This window comes from Pandoraea anhela (assembly GCF_902459655.1).
GTDB lineage: Bacteria > Pseudomonadota > Gammaproteobacteria > Burkholderiales > Burkholderiaceae > Pandoraea > Pandoraea anhela.
On the sequence record NZ_CABPSB010000020.1, the window covers coordinates 60953 to 83493 of the forward strand.

17 protein-coding genes are annotated in these 22541 nt (G+C 64.1%); 1 reads left to right on the forward strand and 16 read right to left on the reverse strand.

From position 1 onward, the window contains the following. Positions 1 to 78: 78 nt before the first annotated feature. The 4 genes from PAN31108_RS21800 to secA form a co-directional block, all read right to left on the reverse strand. A complete protein-coding gene (locus PAN31108_RS21800) occupies positions 79 to 513 on the reverse strand; it encodes an NUDIX domain-containing protein (protein WP_150670861.1) in 435 nt (144 codons plus the stop codon). Between the two features lie 94 nt (positions 514 to 607). After that, entirely contained in the window at positions 608 to 1495 is an 888-nt protein-coding gene (locus PAN31108_RS21805; protein ID WP_150670862.1) for an ATP-binding protein, read from the reverse strand. A gap of 245 nt (positions 1496 to 1740) precedes the next feature. Further along, positions 1741 to 2970, reverse strand: coding sequence for a bifunctional glutamate N-acetyltransferase/amino-acid acetyltransferase ArgJ (gene argJ / locus PAN31108_RS21810; RefSeq protein WP_150670863.1), 1230 nt, complete (start codon positions 2968 to 2970; stop codon positions 1741 to 1743). A 197-nt stretch (positions 2971 to 3167) separates the two neighbouring features. Continuing rightward, complete coding sequence (secA, locus tag PAN31108_RS21815; RefSeq protein ID WP_150670864.1) at positions 3168 to 5969, reverse strand: preprotein translocase subunit SecA; 2802 nt, start codon at positions 5967 to 5969, stop codon at positions 3168 to 3170. A 304-nt stretch (positions 5970 to 6273) separates the two neighbouring features. Between secA and PAN31108_RS21820 the strand changes: the two genes are divergently transcribed. Further along, the gene (locus PAN31108_RS21820) at positions 6274 to 6741 is read left to right on the forward strand and encodes a DciA family protein (protein WP_174995092.1); all 468 of its coding nucleotides are present in this window, start codon (positions 6274 to 6276) and stop codon (positions 6739 to 6741) included. A gap of 232 nt (positions 6742 to 6973) precedes the next feature. Here the strand turns inward: PAN31108_RS21820 and lpxC are convergent, their stop codons facing one another. The 12 genes from lpxC to PAN31108_RS21880 all read right to left on the reverse strand — a co-directional run bounded on the left by lpxC (position 6974) and on the right by PAN31108_RS21880 (position 22521). Continuing rightward, positions 6974 to 7888 carry a UDP-3-O-acyl-N-acetylglucosamine deacetylase gene (lpxC, locus tag PAN31108_RS21825; protein WP_150670866.1) on the reverse strand — a complete coding sequence of 305 codons (915 nt, stop codon included), beginning with the start codon at positions 7886 to 7888 and terminating at the stop codon, positions 6974 to 6976. 557 nt (positions 7889 to 8445) lie between these two features. Then, positions 8446 to 9636, reverse strand: a complete 1191-nt coding sequence (gene ftsZ, locus PAN31108_RS21830) for a cell division protein FtsZ (RefSeq protein WP_150670867.1) — start codon at positions 9634 to 9636, stop codon at positions 8446 to 8448. 115 nt (positions 9637 to 9751) lie between these two features. Continuing rightward, a complete protein-coding gene (gene ftsA, locus PAN31108_RS21835; RefSeq protein ID WP_010806905.1) occupies positions 9752 to 10984 on the reverse strand; it encodes a cell division protein FtsA in 1233 nt (410 codons plus the stop codon). A gap of 22 nt (positions 10985 to 11006) precedes the next feature. Beyond that, the gene (locus PAN31108_RS21840; protein ID WP_150670868.1) at positions 11007 to 11840 is read right to left on the reverse strand and encodes a cell division protein FtsQ/DivIB; all 834 of its coding nucleotides are present in this window, start codon (positions 11838 to 11840) and stop codon (positions 11007 to 11009) included. A gap of 56 nt (positions 11841 to 11896) precedes the next feature. Next, complete coding sequence (locus PAN31108_RS21845) at positions 11897 to 12880, reverse strand: D-alanine--D-alanine ligase (protein ID WP_150670869.1); 984 nt, start codon at positions 12878 to 12880, stop codon at positions 11897 to 11899. Between the two features lies 1 nt (position 12881). Beyond that, positions 12882 to 14291, reverse strand: coding sequence for a UDP-N-acetylmuramate--L-alanine ligase (gene murC / locus PAN31108_RS21850; RefSeq protein WP_150670870.1), 1410 nt, complete (start codon positions 14289 to 14291; stop codon positions 12882 to 12884). Between the two features lies 1 nt (position 14292). Further along, positions 14293 to 15396: an undecaprenyldiphospho-muramoylpentapeptide beta-N-acetylglucosaminyltransferase gene (gene murG / locus PAN31108_RS21855; protein WP_174995093.1), complete on the reverse strand. Its 1104-nt coding sequence runs from the start codon at positions 15394 to 15396 to the stop codon at positions 14293 to 14295. Further along, positions 15393 to 16661, reverse strand: a complete 1269-nt coding sequence (gene ftsW, locus PAN31108_RS21860; RefSeq protein ID WP_150670871.1) for a putative lipid II flippase FtsW — start codon at positions 16659 to 16661, stop codon at positions 15393 to 15395. The genes murG and ftsW overlap by 4 nt, the downstream gene beginning before the upstream one ends. Further along, positions 16658 to 18184, reverse strand: a complete 1527-nt coding sequence (gene murD / locus PAN31108_RS21865) for a UDP-N-acetylmuramoyl-L-alanine--D-glutamate ligase (protein ID WP_150670872.1) — start codon at positions 18182 to 18184, stop codon at positions 16658 to 16660. Before murD ends, ftsW begins: the two co-directional genes overlap by 4 nt. Before the next feature lie 186 nt (positions 18185 to 18370). Further along, on the reverse strand, positions 18371 to 19540 hold the full coding sequence (gene mraY, locus PAN31108_RS21870) for a phospho-N-acetylmuramoyl-pentapeptide-transferase (protein WP_046289872.1): 1170 nt from the start codon (positions 19538 to 19540) through the stop codon (positions 18371 to 18373). A gap of 15 nt (positions 19541 to 19555) precedes the next feature. Beyond that, positions 19556 to 20986: a UDP-N-acetylmuramoyl-tripeptide--D-alanyl-D-alanine ligase gene (locus tag PAN31108_RS21875; RefSeq protein WP_246184083.1), complete on the reverse strand. Its 1431-nt coding sequence runs from the start codon at positions 20984 to 20986 to the stop codon at positions 19556 to 19558. Further along, positions 20983 to 22521, reverse strand: coding sequence for a UDP-N-acetylmuramoyl-L-alanyl-D-glutamate--2,6-diaminopimelate ligase (locus tag PAN31108_RS21880; RefSeq protein ID WP_150670888.1), 1539 nt, complete (start codon positions 22519 to 22521; stop codon positions 20983 to 20985). Before PAN31108_RS21880 ends, PAN31108_RS21875 begins: the two co-directional genes overlap by 4 nt. Positions 22522 to 22541 lie beyond the last annotated feature (20 nt).

Here is a 22541-nt window from a genome sequence, read left to right on the forward strand (position 1 = left end):
CGAAAGCTAAAAAAAAGCCGCTTCGGCATCTGTCGAAGCGGCTTTTTTGCGCGACATCGCGAATCGCGGCACTGGTCTTCAGGCGCGCGCCGCCAACTCCTCTGCGAGCCACGTCAACGGCGGCAGTGCAGCCGGCAGCAAAGGCTCGACGCTTACCGGCGGGTGCTCCCACGCCAGCGCCTGCCCTTCCTTGCCGTGCGGCTCGCCCTGCCATGCCGTGACCTTGCAAAAATGCAGACGCACGTACGCATGGGGATAGTCATGCTCCAGCACACGCCACGGCGCGCAGCGCTCGACCGTCACCCCCAGTTCCTCGTGCAACTCGCGTGCTAGCGCCGCCGCGACCGACTCTCCGGCCTCCAGCTTGCCCCCTGGAAACTCCCAGTAACCGGCATACGGCTTGCCCGCGGGACGCTGCCCGAGCAGCACCGCACCGTCCGGGCGCACCATCACACCCACGGCCACCTCCGTGACGGGGCGCCCATCCGGCGCCGTTCGATTCGAGTCTGTCATATCACTACACACCTACGGAATTTCTCACCAGGACGGACGGCGCTCGACCCGCCTACCGATTGCGCTCCCAACCAAGCGCCGCATCGCCCTATCGTTACGACGCGTGCGACGCCGCCGCCCCACGCTGCTTGCCCGCCCAGTCGCGTGCGAACTGGAAGGCCACCCGCCCCGAGCGCGAACCGCGCTCCAACGCCCAGATCAACGCCTCCTGACGCGCGCTCTCCGTCTGGTCCGCCGGCACGCCGAAATGCTGCAACCAGTGGCCGACGATCGTCAGGTAGTCGTCCTGCTTGAACGGATAGAAGCTCACCCACAGCCCGAACCGCTCGGACAGCGAGATCTTTTCCTCGATCACTTCGCCCGGATGAATCTCACCGTCTTCGGTGTGGCGATAGCTCTCGTTGTCCTTCATGTACTCGGGCAACAGGTGACGACGGTTGGACGTCGCGTAAATGAGCACGTTGTCCGACTGGGCGGCGATCGAACCGTCGAGTGCGACTTTCAGCGCCTTGTAACCCGACTCGCCGTCTTCGAACGACAGATCGTCGCAGAACACGACGAAGCGCTCCGGCCGCTGCGAAATCAGATCGACGATGTCGCCCAGATCGATCAAATCGTCCTTGTCGACTTCGATCAGTCGCAAGCCTTCCGGTGCGTACTGATTCAGACACGCCTTGATCAGCGACGACTTGCCGGTGCCGCGTGCGCCGGTGAGCAACACGTTGTTGGCCGGCTCGCCGCGCACGAACTGACGCGTGTTCTGTTCGATCAGCGCCTTTTGACGCTCGATGTTTTGCAGATCGCCGAGCGTGATGCCGGAGACGTGCGCGACCGGTTGCAGGAAGCCGCGTCCCTGCTTCTTGCGCCAGCGAAACGCCGTCGCGACGCTCCAGTCAATCTCGGGAGTCGCCGGGGGCAGCATTGCCTCCAGCCGGGCCAGCACGCCTTCGGCGCGCGTCAGGAACTGTTCCAGTTTGTCCATTGCTTCGAAATCCCCGCGCCGCTATCGGGCGCTCGTGTCGATGCTTCCAGGTGTTGTCGTTTCCCTTCGCTGTGCGCCCCGGCGCTTTTGCCACCGGCGGGCGATGCGCCCGATATCGATATGCCAGTGCCATCGGGCAACCACGTCTACCGGCGCAGGGGCGATGCCGGTCAGGCATCGGCCGCTGCGCCGACGGCCCTTCGCATCCGGTGGGATGCTCACGATCCGGGCCGTCGCGTCGGGTCTCAGGAGCGGTAATCCGCGTTGATGCTCACGTAGTCATGCGAGAGATCGCACGTCCACAGCGTTGCCGCTGCGGCGCCACGCCCCAGCACCACACGTACCGTAATTTCGCTTTGCTTCATCACGCGCTGACCGTCTTCCTCGCGGTAGTCGGCGTTGCGCCCGCCTGCGCGGGCGACCAGCACGTCGTCTAGATAAAGGTCGATCGTGCTGACGTCCAGGTCGTTCACGCCCGCATAGCCGATCGCGGCCAGAATGCGGCCCAGATTCGGATCGGACGCAAAAAATGCCGTCTTCACCAACGGCGAATGGCCAATCGCATACGCGATCTGACGGCACTCGGCCACGTCACGGCCACCTTCGACCGTCACGGTGATGAACTTGGTCGCGCCTTCGCCGTCGCGCACGATCAATTGCGCCAGTTCCTGCGAGATCGACAGCAACGCGTCACGCAACGCGGCGAACGCCGGGGAATCCGTGCTGGCGATTTCCGGCAGGTCGGTCTGCCCCGTTGCCGCCACGATAAAGGAGTCGTTGGTCGACGTATCGCCATCGATGGTGATGGCGTTGAACGAGCGGTCGGCAACGTATTTCACCAGCGCGTCGAGCACCGGCTGCGCCACGCGGGCGTTGGTGCCGACGAAGCCGAGCATGGTCGCCATGTTCGGTTTGATCATGCCCGCGCCCTTGCTGATGCCGGTGAGCACGATCGCCTGACCGTCGATCACGATCTGACGCGACGCCGCCTTCGGCAGCGTATCGGTCGTCATGATCGACTGCGCGGCCTCGTACCAGTGCGCGGGCGCCAGATTGCCGATGGCCTGCGGCAGACCGGCGACCAGACGGTCGACCGGCAGCGGCTCGAGAATCACCCCCGTGGAGAACGGCAGAATCTGGTTGGACGAGACGGACAGCAGCTCAGCGAGCGCGTCGCACGTCGCTCGCGTGGCGAGCATGCCCGGTTCGCCGGTACCTGCGTTGGCGTTACCCGTGTTGACGACGAGCGCGCGAATGCCTGCCCTGGCCGCCAGATGTTCCTTGCACACCGTCACCGGCGCGGCGCAGAAGCGGTTCGTCGTGAACACGCCCGATACCGTGCTGCCGGCGGCCAGTCGCATGACCAGTACGTCTTTGCGGTTCGGTTTGCGGATATTGGCTTCGGCCCAGCCCAGTTCGACGCCCGGAACGGCGCGCAGTTGGGAGGGTTCGATCGAGGGGAAATTGACGGCCATGAGGGTTCGCCCGCGAGAGGTAAGGGTTGCATCTCCCGCCCTGGCGATGTCGGCACGACAGCCCGCCGGGGCGGCGGTTGATCGGTGCGGCCGGTTCGATCAGTTGCGAAACGCGTTGCAAAACGTGTTACGAATACCGGCGCTACAAACGACGCGGCGCCGATCAGGAGTCGGCGCCGCGTCGATCGGTTCACATCTTAAGTCAGTTTGCCGTGGCAGTGCTTGAATTTCTTGCCGCTGCCGCAGGGGCACGGGTCGTTACGTCCGACCTTCGGCAGGAAGTCGCCGCCGGCAGCCGCACCTGCGGCGCCCGCAGCATGCGCAAGCGCCGCAACCACCGGACGCCCGGCATCTTCGTCCACCTCGCCCTCGCCGCCCACCGTTTCCAGTTCGTCGTGCTTGAACTCGATGTTCACGAGACCACCCGCGTTGTCGTCGAGCGATTCCGTTGCCTGCTCAAGCTCTTCCTGCGACTGGATGCGTACGTTCATGATGACGCGCGTGACTTCCAGCTTGATGGTCTCGAGCAACTGTGCGAAGAGTTCGAATGCTTCGCGCTTGTATTCCTGCTTCGGGTTCTTCTGGGCGTAACCGCGCAGATGGATACCCTGACGCAGGTGATCCAGCGCCGCCAGATGCTCGCGCCAGTTCGAATCCACGCTTTGCAGCATGACCGAGCGCTCGAAGCCGGAGAACGACTCGCGTCCGACCAGTTCGACCTTCGCGTTGTACGACGCTTCGGCCGCCTCCATCACTTCCTTGAGGATGTCTTCGTCGTCGATCTCTTGCGCGCCTTCGATACGCGATTGCAGCGGCAGATCGAGCTGCCACTCTTCGCGCAGCGTCGTCTCCAGCCCCTTCAGATCCCACTGTTCTTCCACGGTACCGGCCGGCACGTAGGTACGCACGACATCCTCGAATACGCTCTGGCGCATACCCGCGATCGTTTCCGAGACGTCCTGCGCTTCGAGCAGTTCGTTACGTTGCTGGTAAATCACCTTGCGCTGATCGTTGGCAACGTCGTCGTACTCCAGCAACTGCTTGCGTACATCGAAGTTACGGGCTTCGACCTTGCGCTGTGCAGACTCGATCGAGCGCGTGACGATACCCGCTTCGATGGCTTCGCCTTCCGGCATTTTCAGACGATCCATGATCGCGCGCACGCGGTCGCCCGCGAAAATGCGCAGCAGCGGATCTTCCAGCGAGAGGTAGAAGCGCGACGACCCCGGGTCGCCCTGACGGCCCGAACGGCCGCGCAACTGGTTGTCGATACGACGCGACTCGTGACGCTCGGTGCCGATAATATGCAGACCGCCCGCGGCTTTCACTTGCTCGTGCAGCCCTTGCCACTCGTCCTGCAACTGCTTGATACGGGCTTCCTTCTCGGCGTCGCCCAGCGACTCATCGGCCTCGATGAAACCCGACTGCTTCTCGACGTTGCCGCCGAGCACGATGTCGGTACCACGACCGGCCATATTGGTGGCGATGGTGATCACCCCCGGGCGACCCGCCTGCGCCACGATCTCGGCCTCACGCTGGTGCTGCTTGGCGTTGAGCACCTGGTGCGGCAGCTTCTCGCGCGTGAGCAGTTGCGAGAGATACTCCGACGTTTCGATCGAGGTCGTGCCCACCAGCACCGGCTGGCCACGCTCCACGCAATCGCGGATGTCCTTGATGACGGCGTCGTACTTTTCCTTGGCCGTCTTGTAGATCTGATCCTGGCGGTCGATGCGCTTCGGCACCCGGTTCGTCGGGATCACCACCGTCTCGAGACGGTAGATTTCGTTGAACTCGAACGCTTCCGTATCCGCCGTCCCGGTCATGCCCGAGAGCTTGGCGTACATACGGAAGTAGTTCTGGAACGTGATCGAGGCGAGCGTCTGGTTCTCGTGCTGGATCTTGACGTGTTCCTTCGCCTCCACCGCCTGGTGCAGGCCTTCGGACCAGCGACGGCCCGCCATCAGACGGCCCGTGAACTCGTCGACGATCACGATTTCACCGTTCTGCACCACGTAATGCTGGTCCTTGTGGAACAGCGTGTGCGCGCGCAGGGCGGCGTACACGTGATGCATGAGCGTGATGTTCTGCGGCGCATAGAGGCTGTCGCCCTCGGCGATCATGCCCCACTCGGCGAGCAGTTGCTCGGCCTTCTCGTGACCGCGCTCGGTCAGGAACACCTGACGGCCCTTTTCGTCGAGCGTGTAATCGCCCGGCACTTCGACACCGGTGCCGTCGGCCTTCTCCTCGCCGATCTGACGCTCCAGCATCGCCGGCAGGCGATCCATCTTCACGTACAGTTCGGTGTGATCTTCCGCCTGCCCCGAGATGATCAGCGGCGTGCGCGCTTCGTCGATCAGGATCGAGTCCACTTCGTCGACGATCGCGTAGTTGAGCGTACGTTGCACCCGCTGCTCGGTCTCGTAGACCATGTTGTCGCGCAGGTAATCGAAGCCGAACTCGTTGTTCGTCCCGTACGTGATGTCGGCGGCGTAGGCGGCCTGCTTCTGGTCGTGCGGCATCTGCGACAGGTTGATACCCACCGACAGGCCGAGGAAGTTGTACAGACGCGCCATCCACTCAGCGTCGCGCTGAGCCAGATAATCGTTGACGGTCACCACATGCACGCCCTTGCCGGAGAGCGCGTTCAGATACGCGGGCAGCGTCGCGACGAGCGTCTTGCCCTCGCCCGTGCGCATTTCGGCGATCTTGCCGTAATGCAGCACCATCCCGCCGATGAGCTGCACATCGAAATGGCGCATCTTGAGCACGCGCTTGCCTGCCTCACGGCATACGGCAAAGGCTTCGACGAGCAACGCATCCACGCTCGCCCCCTGGGCGATGCGTTGCTTGAATTCCTCGGTCTTGCCGCGCAGTTGCTCATCGCTCAGTTGGGCGATCTGCGGCTCGAGGGCGTTAATCGCCGCGACGGTTTTCTGGTACTGCTTGATGAGCCGCTGGTTGCGGCTGCCAAATACTTTTTTGAGAAGACCGGGAATCATCGGATCACTGGTTAGGGCGGCAAATGTCGTTCGCAGTCACGCAGTCGGTCGACGGACGGCCCTTCACCCCCGGAGCCGAGCCCCATGAGTAACGATCCGCCCGCGGCGTCTGCGCGCTGCGGGTCACCGTGTTTGGCACTCTGGCCGCACGCCGGTTCGATACCTGTACTGAAAAATGGATTCTAGCATGCTGTCGGGGCACGTCCCGGCGGCGCCCGGGGTCGATAAACCGGGGATTTCGGACGACGACAGGAGGCGACGCCCGATGGCGGGGTAAAATATGCGGCAATATCTGTCTCATCATATGAAACGACCTAAAGCGCCCCGCGTCGCCCGCCCGCTCACCGACCTCCTGTCCGCGTCCGACGGCGCCGGTTCATTGCTGGTCGCGGCAGAACAACTCGGGCGACTGGAGCGGGACGTGCATGCGCTTCTGCCCGCCGCACTTTCCAGCAGTGTCAGGCTTGCGCCACCGCGTGAAGGCGCCTTGGTCTTTCTTGTGTCGAACAACGCGCTGGCGGCACGTTTGCGTCAGCAAACGCCATCGCTCATCGAGGGGCTCGCTACGCGCGGATGGCTCATCCGAACTATCAAGATCCGTGTGAGTATCGCCGCCCCGGAACCGCAGAAACCGCCGAAGGAGGCACGGCTGTCGCGACAAGGCCTCGTCAGCCTGCGAGATCTGCGCGACTCGCTGGAGCCGTCGCCGCTGCGCGATGCCCTCGCCCGCCTCGTCGCCCGTCATTCCTACGGCGGCACGCGCAAACCCTGATCGCGCCTGTCTTTCGATGCGTCTCGCCCATCGGCACACCACGTCTCGGGGTGTGGGGAGGCTGATCGACAGAGGCTGCGCGACCGCGGGCAAACGGTAGCGACGGCGCCCCGGCGCTGATCCCGACACCGATATTGCTCGCGCGTCAAATAAAAAAGCGCCGGATATCCGGCGCTTTCTTTTTGTTACATCGGCATCGCCCCACAGGGCGCTTCGCAGTGTTTCGCGTGACTTACGCGAATTGTGTCTGCGGTTCGAACTGGAAGCCGCGCGGTGCGTCTTCTGCACGCTCGAAAGTCACGATCTCATACGCCTGCTGTGCGAGAAGTTCGCGCAGCAGTTGGTTGTTCAGACCGTGGCCCGACTTGTAAGCCGTGTAAGACGCGAGCAGGGAATGCCCGATCACGTACAGATCGCCGATCGCGTCGAGCATCTTGTGCTTCACGAACTCGTCGTCGTAGCGCAGACCGTCGTTGTTCAGAATGCGGTACTCGTCGAGCACGATGGCGTTGTCCATGCTGCCGCCGCGCGCCAGACCGAGTTCACGCAGCATTTCGACTTCATGCGCAAAGCCGAACGTGCGCGCACGGGCGATCTCTTTCGCGTAAGACGTATCGGCGAAGTCGATTTCGAGCGCCTGCCCCGTGCGATCGACCGCCGGGTGACGGAAATCGATGGTGAACTTGAGCTTGAAACCGTCATACGGCTCGAGACGCGCCAGCTTGTCGCCGTCGCGAATCTCGACCGGCTTCGTCACACGAATGAATTTCTTGGCCGCAGGCTGCTCTTCGATGCCTGCCGACTGGATCAGGAAGACGAACGTGGCAGCGCTGCCGTCCATGATCGGGATCTCTTCGGCCGTCACATCGACATACAGATTGTCGATGCCCAGCCCTGCACATGCCGACATCAGGTGTTCCACCGTCGACACCCGCGCACCATCCTTTTGCAACACCGATGCAAGACGGGTGTCGCCGATCGCCATCGCCGACGCCGGAATCTCCACAGGAGGATTCAGATCGGTTCGACAGAAGACGATACCCGTGTCGGGCGGCGCCGGACGCAGCGACAACTCGACCTTGCGACCGGAGTGCAAGCCGATGCCGACTGTCTTGGCGATGGATTTGAGAGTGCGCTGCTTAAGCATGCTATTTATTAAAACTATCAGACGCTAAGGATCATAGATCGAATTATATCAGATCGGCGCCTTCACCGCTGTGCCGCAAACACAACGCTTCGTTACTAAACATTCCGAAGGTTGCCTCATCGGCCTGTCTCCGCTCATACCGCAATACGAAATGACGTATTCGCGAAAAAAGCATTTTCCATCTTAGACGTCAGGCAAAGAACCTGCGCGTCAAATCTCGTTCGGGGCACCCCGACCACCGCGACGGAGGCATGCCGCAGCAGTCGGGGGGACAGATCCGCGAGACCGGGTCAGGGATCACGAACGCTTACCCGTAACGTCCGTGATCTGTGATGCATCGACACCTTTTGCGACTCTGGTTGTCGCAGCCACAAGGCATCTACGCCCATCACAACCTTGCCGTATCGTCTTTCGGACTCGTACTGAGGCGCGCCTTCCCCACGCCACACGGCATGGTAGGGGAGCGACGGCGAATCCTCACGACGACCTGCGTAGGTCTCGCGATTCCCAAGGTGCGGCGGCGCCGAGCACTGGCACCCGGCCCGCGCGCAACCTTGTCAGTCGGCTTGCTTGCGCAGGAAAGCCGGAATGTCGTATGTATCGACACCCTTTTCCTGCAACGCGGCGACGTGCGAGGCTGCGGTCTCGCGCGTGCTGCGCCACACGGCCGGCGTATCGAGCGCGCCGTAGTCCGTACCGGCTGCCTGACCGACGTTCGGCACATGGCCGCTGGCGATCGGCATGTTGTCGGTACCGGTCTTGAGCAGCGTCATCGGCGCAGCGGCCTTCTTCGCCACCGCACGGCCGAGGCCCGTCGCCACGACGGTGACACGCAGTGCATCGCCCATCTTGTCGTCGTAGACGGTACCGAAAATCACGGTCGCGTCTTCGGCGGCATAGCTCTTGATGGTGTTCATCACTTCACGCGTTTCCGACAGACGCAGCGAACGCGATGCCGTGATGTTGACCAGCACGCCACGCGCCCCCGACAGGTCCACGCCTTCGAGCAGCGGGCTGGCCACGGCTTGCTCGGCCGCCAGACGCGCACGATCGACGCCGGCCACCGTGGCCGTGCCCATCATCGCCTTGCCTTGCTCGCCCATCACCGTCTTCACGTCTTCGAAGTCGACGTTCACGAGACCATCGACATTGATGATTTCGGCGATACCGGCCACGGCGTTATGCAGCACGTCGTCGGCGCACTGGAAGCACTTGTCCATCTCCGCATCGTCGCCCATGACTTCGAACAGCTTGTCATTGAGCACGACGATCAGCGAGTCGACGTTGTCTTCCAGTTCCTGCGCGCCGGTCTCGGCCACACGCATCCGCTTGCCACCTTCGAACTCGAACGGCTTCGACACCACGCCGACCGTCAGAATGCCCATTTCCTTGGCGATCTGCGCCACGACCGGCGCCGCGCCCGTGCCCGTGCCGCCGCCCATGCCGGCGGTAATGAACACCATGTGGGCGCCGCGCAGGGCGTCGGCCACGCGCTCACGCGCTTCTTCCGCAGCGGCACGGCCCATTTCCGGCTTCGCGCCGGCACCCAGGCCGGTCTTGCCGAGCTGAATGTTTACGCCGGCCTGCGAGCGGCCCAGCGCCTGCGCGTCGGTGTTCATGGCGATGAATTCCACGCCTTGCACACCACGGTTGATCATGTGCTGGACGGCATTGCCGCCAGCGCCACCAACACCCACCACCTTGATGATGGTGCCGTTGGTTTCCGTTTCCAACATTTCAAAGTTCATAGCGCCTCCAGTGAATTAAAAGCAGATCCGGCACTGCGGGTCATGTGCCGCTCGGGTAAGCCGCGCATGGGTTCAACACCGGATCCACACCCCTCAAAAACTCGATAAACCCACGTTAAAAATTGCTGAAGAACCAGTCGCGCATACGCGTCCAGACCTGATTCGCCTGCCCCGACTGCACCGCGACCTTGCGGCCGCGCATGCGTTGGGAACGTCCTTCGAGCAGCAGCCCCATCGCCGTGGCGTAGCGCGGGCTGCGCACCACGTCGGCCAGACCGCCTGCGTACTCCGGCACACCGATGCGCACCGGCTTCAGGAAGATGTCCTCGCCCAGTTCGACCATGCCCGGCATCATTGCCGCGCCGCCGGTGAGCACGATGCCCGAGGACAGCAACTCTTCGTATCCCGACTCGCGCACCACCTGCTGCACAAGCGAGAACAGCTCTTCGACGCGCGGCTCGATCACCGCCGCCAGCGCCTGACGCGAGAGCGTGCGCGGACCGCGCTCGCCGAGCCCCGGCACTTCGATCATTTCGTCCGGATCGGCCAGCGACTGCTTGGCGATGCCGTGCTGAATCTTGATGTCTTCCGCATCCGGCGTCGGCGTGCGAACCGCCATGGCGATGTCGCTCGTGATCTGGTCGCCGGCGATCGGAATCACCGCCGTGTGACGGATCGCGCCTTCGCTGAAGATCGCGATGTCGGTCGTGCCGCCGCCGATATCGATCAGCACCACGCCCAGTTCCTTTTCGTCTTCCGTGAGCACCGAAATGCTCGACGCCAGCGGTTGCAGGATCAGATCGTTCACTTCAAGGCCGCAACGACGCACACACTTCACGATGTTCTGCGCCGCCGACACCGCGCCGGTCACGATATGCACCTTCACTTCGAGGCGGATACCGCTCATGCCGATCGGCTCACGCACATCTTCCTGACCGTCGATGATGAATTCCTGCGTGAGGATATGCAGCACCTGCTGATCGGTCGGGATGTTGATCGCCTTGGCCGTCTCGATGACGCGCGCCACATCGGCCTGCGTCACTTCCTTGTCCTTGATCGCCACCATGCCGCTCGAATTGAAGCTGCGGATGTGGCTGCCGGCGATGCCCGTGAACACGTTGGTGATCTTGCAATCGGCCATCAGCTCGGCTTCTTCGAGCGCACGCTGAATGGACTGCACCGTGGCCTCGATGTTCACCACGACGCCTTTTTTCAGACCTCGCGATTCACTCTGACCGAGGCCAATCACTTCATAGCGGCCTTCAGGGCGTAGCTCGGCCACCACCGCCACGACTTTCGACGTGCCGATATCGAGGGCGACCAACAGATCCTTGTAATCTTTGCTCATAGCGTGTGTAAGTCCTGAAGTCTCACTGGCTTCGCTTTGCCGGGGCGGCAGGTTTCGCTGCCGGCTTCTGCGAATCCCGCTTTTGCACGGGTGTCGCGGCAAGCTTCTTGGCCTGTTCTTCGCTCAAGAAACGCATGCCCGCGGCACGCACTGCAAAACCGTTCGGGTACCGCAGATCGGCATACTCGATCTGATTCCCCCAGCGCGCCGCCACCTGCGGATACGCCTGCACGAAGCGCCGGCTGCGCGTGGCGAGGGTCTCGGGTGTGCGTTCCCGTCCCAGCGCCAGTTGCACGCCGCCGGCGAGTCGCACGCCCCACGCGTAACGATTCGACAGCGTGACCGCTTCGGGTTTCATATTCAGCGGCGCGAACCACTTCAAGAAGTCGTAGTACCGCGCCGTCACATCTTTCTCGCTGCCCGGCGGCCCCGCGAACTCCGGCAACTTGCCCTCGTCCTCGGCTTCCGCCAGGTTCGCGGCGAAAAGCTCGCCATCCACACTCACCAGACGACCGTCGTTCCACGTGGCCAGCGGCTTGTACTCCTCGATCGTCACCGCAAGCTGGTTCGGCCAGACCCGGCGCACGCTCGCATGACGCACCCAGGGCACCGCCTCGAACGCGGCTCGCGTGGCGTCCAGATCGATCGTGAAGAAATTGCCTTTCAGTCGCGAGACCGCATTCGCACGCAACGTCGGACCGTTGATGTGCGAGACATCTCCGTCGATCTGAATCGCCTTGAGCGTGAAAATCGGACGCTGGATCAGCCAATGGCCGCCCGCCGCGAGCGCCGCCAGCACGACGAGTGCGACGAGCGCACTCGCGATGGCGTTGAGCAGGCGTACGTTGTGCCACATGGCGATTTGCTTTCCGTATCAGGGCGTTCTTCAACGCGTTCAATGTTCGACTCGGCTCACTCAGGCTTCCACTGCGCGTTCGGGTGCAGATCGAGCGTCGCAGTTGCCAGAATTTCAACCACCAGGTCTTCGTACGACAGGCCCGCCACGCGTGCCGAAATCGGCACCAGCGAGTGACCGGTCATGCCCGGCGACGTATTGATCTCCAACAGGTACGGCTTGTTGTCGCGCTTGCGCAGCATCACGTCGGCACGGGCCCAGCCTCGGCAGCCCAGCACGAGATAGGCGCGCAACACGAGGCGCTGCACTTCCTCCTGCAAGGACACCGACAACGGCGGCGGGCATTCGTATCGCGTGTCGTCCTTGAAGTACTTGTTCTGGTAGTCGTAGTTCGCGTCAGGGGCGACGATGCGGATCACCGGCAACGAACGCGCGGCATTCGCGCCCTTGGTGCCCATGCCGAGTACCGGCACGGTCAGCTCGTCGCCATCGATGAACTCTTCGGCGAGCACGTCCGGATCGAGCGCCACCGCCTTCTCGAACGCCGCCTTCAGTTGCGACGCCTGCGTGACCTTCGTGAGCCCGATGGTCGAGCCCTCGCGCGACGGCTTGACGATGAGCGGCAGGCCGAGGTCGCGCGCAACGGCGTCGAAATCGGTATCGGCATGCAGCATCGTGAAGCGCGGCGTCGGCAGCCCTTCGTTGATCCAGATGCGCTTGGTCATTTCCTTGTCCATCGCCAGCGCGGAGGCCAACACGCCACTGCCGGTGTACGGAATGCCCAGATGCTCCAGCGCGCCTTGCAGCGTGCCGTCTTCGCCATAGCGGCCATGCAGCGCGATGAACACGCGATCGAACTTCTGCGCCGCGAGCGCCGCGAGATCGAGCATGCCGGTGTCGAACGCATGTGCGTCTACGCCGCGCGAGCGCAGGGCGTCGAGCACGCCATTGCCCGAAATCAGCGAGATCTGACGCTCGGCCGAGCGCCCGCCCATCAGGACGCCAACCTTGCCGAAACGTTTCGGATCGAAAGCACTCACGTCAAACTCCTTGCTGAACTTGCAACTTGCCGGGCACCGCGCCGATGGAGCCGGCACCCATGGTGATCACGACATCGCCCGCACGGGCGACTTGCAGAATGGCGTCGGGCAGTTGCGCGACATCCTCCACGAAAACCGGTTCGACCTTGCCGGCCACGCGCAATGCACGCGCCAGCGCACGACCGTCAGCGGCCACGATGGGCGCCTCGCCGGCCGAATACACTTCGCCCAGCACCACGGCGTCCGCATCCGAGAGCACCTTCACGAAGTCTTCGAAGCAGTCGCGCGTACGTGTATAACGGTGCGGCTGGAAGGCCAGCACGATGCGGCGTCCCGGAAACGCGCCGCGTGCCGCAGCGAGCGTTGCCGCCATTTCGACCGGGTGATGACCGTAGTCGTCGATCAGCGTGAAGGCGCCGGCACCGCTGGACTTCGGCAGTACGATCTCGCCATAACGCTGAAAACGCCGCCCCACGCCGTTGAATTCCGCCAGCGCCTGCTGAATTGCGGCGTCCGGCACTTCGAGTTCGGTCGCAATCGCAATCGCGGCCAGCGCATTGCGCACGTTGTGCTCGCCCGGCAGATTGAGCGTGATGTCGAGCGGCGCAGCACCCGCACCGAACTGGCGCAGGACCGTGAAGCGCATCTGACCGGCATCGGCACGCACGTCAACGGCGCGCACCTGCGCATCTTCCGACAGGCCGTAACGCACGATCGGCTTCGAGACGAACGGCAGGATCTCGCGCACGTTCGGATCGTCCACACACAACACGGCGATGCCATAGAAAGGCAGGCGCTGCGTGAATGCCACGAACGACTGCTTCAGACGGGCGAAGTCGTGCCCGTAGGTATCCATGTGGTCGGCATCGATGTTCGTGATGACCTCGATGACCGGATTCAGGTTCAGGAACGACGCGTCCGATTCGTCCGCCTCGACCACGATGAAGTCACCCGTGCCGAGCTTGGCGTTCGCACCGGCGCTGTTCAGACGACCGCCGATCACGAATGTCGGGTCCAGCCCGCCTTGCGCCAGCACGCTCGCCACCAGACTGGTCGTGGTCGTCTTGCCGTGGGTGCCGGCAATGGCCACGCCCTGCTTCAGACGCATGAGTTCCGCGAGCATGAGTGCGCGCGGCACGATCGGAATCTGGCGGGCGCGGCCCGCGAGCAGTTCCGGGTTGTCTGCCGTGATGGCGGTCGACACGACGATGGCGTCCGCGCCCTCGATGTTCTGCGCGGCATGGCCGCGTGCGATGTGCGCGCCGAGGCTCGCGAGGCGCTGCGTCACCGCGTTGTCGCCGAGATCGGAGCCGCTCACCTGATATCCCAGGTTGAGCAACACCTCGGCAATGCCGCTCATGCCCGAGCCGCCGATGCCGACGAAGTGAATGTGTTTGACGATGTGTTTCATTTCAATCCTTGGCCAGAGCCGCGCACACGCGCGCCACGTGCTCGGTGGCGTCCGGCTTGGCGAGCGCCCTGGCTTTCTCTCCCATCGCGAGCAGCGATTCGCGCGTCTGACGGCGCAGCCACTCGGCCAGGGTCTCGACCGACAGCTCGCGCTGGTCGATCAGCGTTGCCGCGCCCTGGTCGGCGAGGAAACGTGCATTCGTGGTCTGATGGTCGTCGACCGCATGGGGGAACGGCACGAACAGCGCCGCCACGCCCGCCGCGGCCACTTCGGCCACCGTCATCGCGCCCGCCCGGCAGATCACCAGATCCGCTCCGGCGTAGGCCGCGACCATGTTGTCGATGAACGGCACCGCTTCGACCGTCACCCCCGCTGCGGCGTAATTCGCCTGCAACGTCTGAATATGTTTGACGCCCGCCTGATGCGTGACCTGCGGACGTTCGTCGCGCGGCAGCTTCGCCAGCGCCTTCGGCACGATCTCGTTGAGCACCGTGGCGCCCAGACTTCCGCCCACCACGAGAATGCGCAGCGGGCCGGTACGCGCGTTGTAGCGTTCTGCCGGCGACACCATCTCGTCGAAGTCCACGCGGATCGGATTGCCGACCCACTCGCCGCCGGCAATGGTGTCCGGAAACGCAAGCAGCACCTTGTCCGCCACGCGTGCGAGCACCTTGTTCGCCATGCCTGCGACCGAGTTCTGCTCGTGCAGCACCAGCGGACGCCCGAGCAGCGACGCCATCATCCCCGCCGGGAACGTGATGTAACCGCCCATCCCGAGCACCACGTTCGGCTTGGCGCGACGCACCGCGCCGAGGCTTTGCCAGAACGCGCGCAGCAAGTTGAGCGGCAACAGCAGCTTCGTCATCAGCCCCTTGCCCCGCAGCCCGCCGAACTTCACGAACTCCATCGGAATGTCGTACTTCGGCACAAGCGTCGCTTCCATCCCGGCCGGGTTGCCGAGCCAGACCACGCGCCACCCCTGCACACGCAGGAAGTTGGCGACCGCGAGCCCCGGAAAGACGTGACCGCCCGTGCCGCCGGCCATCACCAGCAGCGTGCGGGTCTTCGTCTCCGGTGCCGGCATCGCGGTAGCGTGCTCGGTCATACTTTTCCTCCCCGCATCAGCACGCGGTTTTCGTAATCCACCCGCAGCAAAATCGCTACGGCCACACAGTTAAGCAAGATGCCCGAGCCGCCATAGCTGACCAGCGGCAACGTGAGCCCCTTGGTCGGCAGCAGGCCCAGATTCACGCCCATGTTGATGAAGGTCTGCGCCCCAAGCCACACGCCCACGCCCTTGGCCAGGAGGCCGGCGAATGTACGTTCGAGCGCCAGGGCCTGACGTCCGATTTCGAACGCGCGGCGCACCAGCCAGTAAAAGAGCAGGATGACGACGAGCACGCCCACGAAGCCGAACTCCTCGCCGATCACCGCGAGGATGAAGTCGGTATGCGCCTCGGGCAGGTAGTGCAGTTTCTCGATGCTGCCGCCGAGCCCGACACCGGTCCACTCGCCGCGTCCGAACGCGATGAGCGAGTGCGTGAGCTGATAGGCCTTGCCCAGCGCATAGTCTTCGCGCCACGGATCGAGATACGCGAAAATCCGCTCACGGCGCCAGGGCGACAGCCAGATCAGCATCGCGAACGTGCCCACGGCGGTGAGCGCCAGCCCACCGAACAGACGCCCGTTCACGCCGCCCAGGAACAGAATGCCCATGGCGATGGCCGCCACCACCATGAACGCGCCCATGTCCGGTTCGAGCAGCAGCAACAGGCCGACGAACACCACGGCGATCCCCATCGGCAGGAAGCCCTTGCCGAAGCTCTGCATGAACTCCTGTTTGCGCACCGTATAGTTCGCGGCGTACAACGTGACCGCGAGCTTCATGATTTCCGATGGCTGGAGATTGAGCACGCCGAACGGAATCCAGCGCTTGGAGCCGTTCACGCCCTTGCCCACGTGCGGAATCAGCACGATCACCAGCAGCAGCAGCGCCAGCAGGAAAAGTTTCGGCGCAAGCCGGTCCATCGTCTTGACCGGAATCCGGAACGTGACGACCGCCGCGACCAGGCCGATCGTCAGCGACACGATGTGACGGCCGAGAAAGTGGTACGTCGAATAGCCGCTGTACTTGGGCGAGTCCGGCAGCGCGACCGACGCCGAATACACCATGATCAGCCCGAGCGAGAGCAGCGAGATCACGACCCACACGAGGGCATGGTCGTATTCGAGCATGCGCGAGCGCGTCGGCTTGATGTTGCCGAGCGTGCGGTTCGCCGCAGTCGTGGCGGCGCCCGGCGCAGTGGCCGCGCCCGCGCCGGCGAAACCGGCCTGACGCTTCTTGCTGAAGAACGACTTGATACGGTTCATAGCATCACCCCCGCGTCGGCGGCCAGATCAACCACGGCGTCGCGAAACACTTGTGCGCGATGTTCGTAGTTGCGGAACATGTCGAAGCTCGCGCAGGCCGGCGAGAGCAACACGGCGTCGCCGGGTTGTGCCAGACGTGCGGCCTCGCGCGTTGCGTCTTCGAGCGTCGGGGCGTCGATCAGATCGACGCCCGTGTCGGTCAGCGCTTCGCGCAGCAGCGGCGCGTCGCGACCGATGAGCAACACGGCACGCGCATGATGCGCGACGGGATTGGCCAGCGGCGAGAAGTCCTGCCCCTTGCCGTCGCCACCGACGATCAGGAGCAGCTTTTTCTCCAGCCCGGTGATCGCCGCGACGGTCGCGCCGACGTTGGTACCCTTGCTATCGTCGTAAAACTCGACTTCGTTGATCGTGGCGATCAGTTGCACACGGTGCGGCTCGCCCGGATATTCGCGCAAACCGTGCAGAAGCTTGGCAAGCGGCAGGTCGATCGCGCGGGCGAGTGCGAGCGCGGCCAGTGCGTTCAACGCATTGTGCTGACCGCGAATGCGCAGCGCATCGGCCGGCATCAGGCGCTTGCCCAGCACCTCGAGCGCCGCCTCCGGCGTACCGGCCTTGCGCCGCTTCGGTGCCGGCGGCGCATCGTCGCGCGTGAAGCCCTCGACCAGCCACGACATACCGCCTTCCATCTCGAGGCCGAAGTCGCCCACGGCATCCGGCTTGCCCGAGCCGAAGGTCACGACATTGGCCTCGGGCGAAGCGAAAGCGATCACGCGCGCATCGTCCCGGTTGAGCACGCGTACCGTGTGCTCACCGAAAATGCGCGCCTTGGCGTTGGCATAGGCGTCCATGTCGCCATGCCAGTCCAGATGGTCTTGGGTGATATTGAGGATCGCAGCCGCATCGGGCGCGAGCGAATGCGTCGTCTCCAACTGGAAACTGGAGAGTTCGAGCACCCAGACGTCGGGCAGCGTGGCGTCGGCAATGCACTCGCTCAGACGGTCGAGCGCCGACGGGCTGATGTTGCCCGCAACGGCCGTACGCTTGCCTGCGCGACGGCACAGCAGCCCCGTGAGGCTGGTCGTCGTGGTCTTGCCGTTCGTACCGGTGATGGCGAGCACCTTCGGCGCATAACCGCTCGTCGTCTGCATGTGACGCAGCGCCTGCGCGAAGAACTCGATCTCGCCCCACACCGCAATGTCGCGCTCGGCGGCAACGGCCAGCAGCGCCGCCACATCGGGGGCGAGCGGCGACAACCCCGGACTGATGCCGATGAGTTCGATATCGGCGAGCAACGTGTCGATCTGATCGAAGAGCGCGCCGCCGACGAACTCTGCCTGCGGTGCGTCAACACGCAGCGTCACGAGGTTCGGCGGCGTATCCGACGATGCAAAGCGCGTATCGGCCGCCCGTACTCGGCAGCCGTAACGCGCGCACCAACGCGCCATCGCCAGGCCGGACTCTCCCAGACCCAGGATCAGGACACGCGGTTGCCAGGATTCACCAAACTTCTCGCCGAACACGTCGCTCTTTCCTTTTTATCGATTCAAACAACCTACGAATGCATCGCTTCAATGACACCGACCTACTGCTATCGGCGCGAGCGGCCCTACCTTTAGTCCAACCTTGCGCGAAAGCGACCTCGCAGTTTCGCGACGTCGCTCTCCATCTCCGTCTATCGACCGGCCGTTTGCCGGAATCCCGGAACGTCAGCGCAGCTTCAGCGTCGACAGCCCGATGAGCACCAGCATCAGCGTGATGATCCAGAAGCGGACCACCACCTGCGTCTCCTTCCACCCGGACAACTCGAAGTGGTGATGCAGCGGCGCCATCTTGAAGATGCGCCGCCCTTCGCCGAACCGCTTCTTGGTGTACTTGAACCAGGTCACTTGCAGCATCACCGAGAGGGTTTCCGCCACGAACACGCCACCCATCACGAAGAGCACGACTTCCTGGCGCACGATCACGGCCACGGTGCCCAGCGCGCCGCCGAGCGCCAGCGCGCCCACGTCGCCCATGAAGACCTGCGCCGGGTGCGTGTTGAACCACAGAAACGCGAGTCCCGCGCCCGACATGGCCGAGCAGAACACGAGCAGCTCGCCCGCGCCGGGGATGTGGGGGAACAGCAAGTATTTCGAGTACACGACGTTGCCCATCACGTAAGCGAACACACCGAGCGCCGCGCCGACGAGCACCACCGGCATGATCACCAGACCGTCGAGACCGTCGGTGAGGTTAACGGCGTTGGACGAGCCTACGATGACAAAGTAAGTCAGCGCGATGAAGCCGAACACGCCCAGCGGGTAGCTCATCGTCTTGAAGAACGGCACGATGAAGTCCGCTTTCGGCGGCAGATCGAGCGGGAAGCCGTTGCGCACCCAGCTGATAAACAGCTCGAAGACCTTCAGGTTGCTCGTCTCCGACACCGAGAACGCCAGATAAATCGCGGCGAACAGACCGATGATCGATTGCCAGAAATACTTTTCGCGCGACGACATGCCGCGCGGGTCCTTGTAGACGACCTTCCGGTAATCGTCGATCCAGCCGATGATGCCGAAGCCCAGCGTCACGAGCAGCACGATCCAGATGAAACGGTTGCTCAGATCCGCCCAGAGCAACGTAGCGACGGTAATGCCGATGAGAATCAGCACGCCGCCCATCGTGGGCGTGCCCGACTTCACGAGGTGGGTCTGCGGGCCGTCGGTGCGCACGGCCTGGCCCACCTTCATTTCGGCGAGCTTGCGAATGACCATCGGCCCGAACGAGAGCCCGATCACCAGCGCCGTGAGGCTTGCCATCACGGCCCGAAACGTCAGGTAGTTGAACACGCGCAAATAGCTCGCATCCGCTTGCAGCCATTGCGCTAACGTCAGCAACATTCCATCAATCCTTTATCACTTGGCCGGGGCGTCGCCGCCCCCGCTTTCCGTTGTCGCGCGCAACTGTTCCAGCACGCGCTCCATCCGCATGAAGCGGCTTCCCTTCACCAACACCGTGGCCGGCGCGCTCAGCGTGGCATTCAACCTCGCCACGAGCGGCGCGACATCGGTCACATCCGAAAAATGTTCGCCGCCGTCGCCGAATGCGGCAACGCTGGCCTGCGTCTGTTCACCCAGCGCCAGCAGGCGATCGATACCGCGATGTGCAGCGTATTCGCCCACCTCGCGATGGAATGCGGGACCGTTATCGCCGACTTCGCCCATATCGCCCAGCACCAGCACGCGCGGGGCGGGGGTTTGGGCGAGTACGTCGATGGCAGCCCGTACGGAATCGGGGTTCGCATTATAGGTGTCGTCGATCAGCGTGACACCTGCGAGCGGCCCCTTCGAGAGCGTCGACACCTGGAGACGGCCTTTGACGGCGGAAAACGCCTCAAGTGCCCGAACGATCGACCCGATGTCGACGTGCGCGCCCAGTGCGCACGCAATCGCCGCCAGCGCGTTACGCGCGTTGTGTTCGCCGAGCAGCGGCAACGTGAGCGAAAACTCACCCGCAGGCGATGCTACGCGCAGCACGCGCGTTGCCACGTCGTAGCGGCCCGAGACGGCGGCACGCGTATCGAGCGCGAAATCCAGCACACGACGCTTGCCCGCCACCGCACGCCACATCGGTGCGAATTCGCTCTCGGCCGGGAAGACCGCTGCACCGTCCTCACGCAGCGCCGCCAGCACGGCCGAATGCTCCTCGGCCACGGCCGCCACGCTCACCATGAATTCCTGATGTTCGCGCTGCGCGTTATTGATGACGGCCACCGTCGGCTGCGCGATCTTCGCCAGATAGGCGGTTTCGCCCGGGTGGTTCATCCCGAGTTCGAGCACCGCCAGCTTGTCGCTGTCCTTCAGGCGGAACAGCGTCAGCGGCAAACCGATATCGTTATTGAAGTTGCCGGCAGTCGCCAGACGCGCATCCGCGCCGACCGCCTCGGCAAAGATCGCCGAGATCATTTCCTTGACGGTCGTCTTGCCGTTGCTGCCGGTCACCGCCACCACGGGCACCGCGAAGCGGCGGCGCCATGCGGCAGCCAGTTCACCCAACGCAATGCGTGTATCCGGCACGAGCAGCGCCGGCGTCCCGAAGCCTTCCGGCACGCGCGTGGCGACCACGGCGGCAGCGCCGGCGCGCGCTACGTCCGCCAGGAAGTCGTGCGCGTCGAAACGCTCCCCCTTGAGCGCCACGAACAGATCGCCCGGCTGCACCGAGCGGCTGTCCGTCACGATGCGTGCGAACGCCGTCGACGGCGCGCCGATCACCTGCGATTCGGCAACCGCGGCCTGGGCGTCGCCCAGTTGCCACATGACCGGCAAGGTCGGCATCGTCTGTGTCATTCGCCACCTCCGCGCACAGTGGTCGCACGCGCGGCGAGAGCCAGACGCGCGTGTTCCTGATCGGAGAACGGCCGCTTCTTACCCATGATTTCCTGTGTACTTTCGTGTCCCTTGCCCGCGATGAGCACGACATCCGCCGGTTGCGCGCCGCGCACGGCCTGAAGAATCGCACTGGCGCGGTCTTCGATGCGACGCGCCGCGTCGGGCTGCGTCAGACCTGCGGCGATCTGCGCCATGATGTCGGCTGGCACCTCGGTACGCGGGTTATCGCTCGTGAGCACGATGGCGTCTGCGAGACGCTCGGCCACGGCGCCCATCTGCGGACGCTTGCCGGCATCGCGATCTCCACCGCAACCGAACACGCAGACGAGCTTGCCGCCACGCGCCTCCGTCACCGGCCGCAGCGCGGCGAGCGTCTTGTCGAGCGCATCGGGCGTGTGTGCGTAGTCGATCACGACCAGCGGCTGCCCGGGCTGCCCGATCTGCTCCATTCGGCCGGAGACCGGGGCAAGCGTGGCGAGCCCGGCGATGGCGGCATCCTGCGCAACACCCGAGGCCAGTGCAGCACCCAATACGGCCAATGCGTTGCTCACGTTGAACTCACCGATCAACGGCACCGTGACTTGCTGGCTCTGATCATCGATGTGCAACGTAAAGCGCGTGCCCACTGTAGTCGCCCGAATATCCTCGGCTCGCAACACGCGGTTGCCATGCGCCGACGTTGCCGCGCCGTGAATGCCGTACTCGAATACCGGTGTCTTCCCGGCAAGACGGGCCAGCAGACGCTGCCCCATCGCGTCGTCGCGATTGATCACGGCGGCCTTCAGGCCCGGCCAGTCGAACAGACGCGTCTTCGCCGCCTCGTACTCGGCCATCGTGCCGTGGTAATCGAGGTGGTCCTGCGTCAGATTGGTAAATACGGCGACATCGAAGGCTACGCCGTTGACACGCCCCTGATACAAGCCGTGCGACGACACCTCCATCGCGACCGCTGCCGCACCTTGCGCGCGCAGATCGTCGAGGCTGCGCTGCAACTGAACGGCGTCGGGCGTCGTAAAACCCGTGACCGTGAGATGGCCCGGGAAGCCGCTGCCCAGCGTACCGATCACTGCGCTACGGACGTTCGTCTTCGTCAGCAATTGCGCCAGCCACTGGCTGCACGACGTCTTGCCGTTGGTCCCGGTCACACCCAGCATCGTCATCCCGACGCTCGGCTCGCCGTACCAAAGCGACGCCAGCGGACCGGCGAGCCCGTCCAGACGCGGCACCCCGAATTGCGGCACGTTCGCGAGGCTGGTCAACTGCGCCGGCCACGTAAAGCCGTCGCTCTGCCAGAGCACGGCAGCCGCGCCGCGCTCGACGGCGTCGGCGATGAAGCCACGACTGTCGGCGCCTTTGACGGCATACGCCACGAACACGTCGCCCGGGGTCACGCGACGGCTGTCGGCGTGCAACGTGGCGCCTGCCGGGACCGTACGGCGCAGCCAATCCCACGCCTGTGCGAGGGTGGCGCGCTCGGCGGCGTCTGCGATCATGGAGATCGTCGCGGGATTGC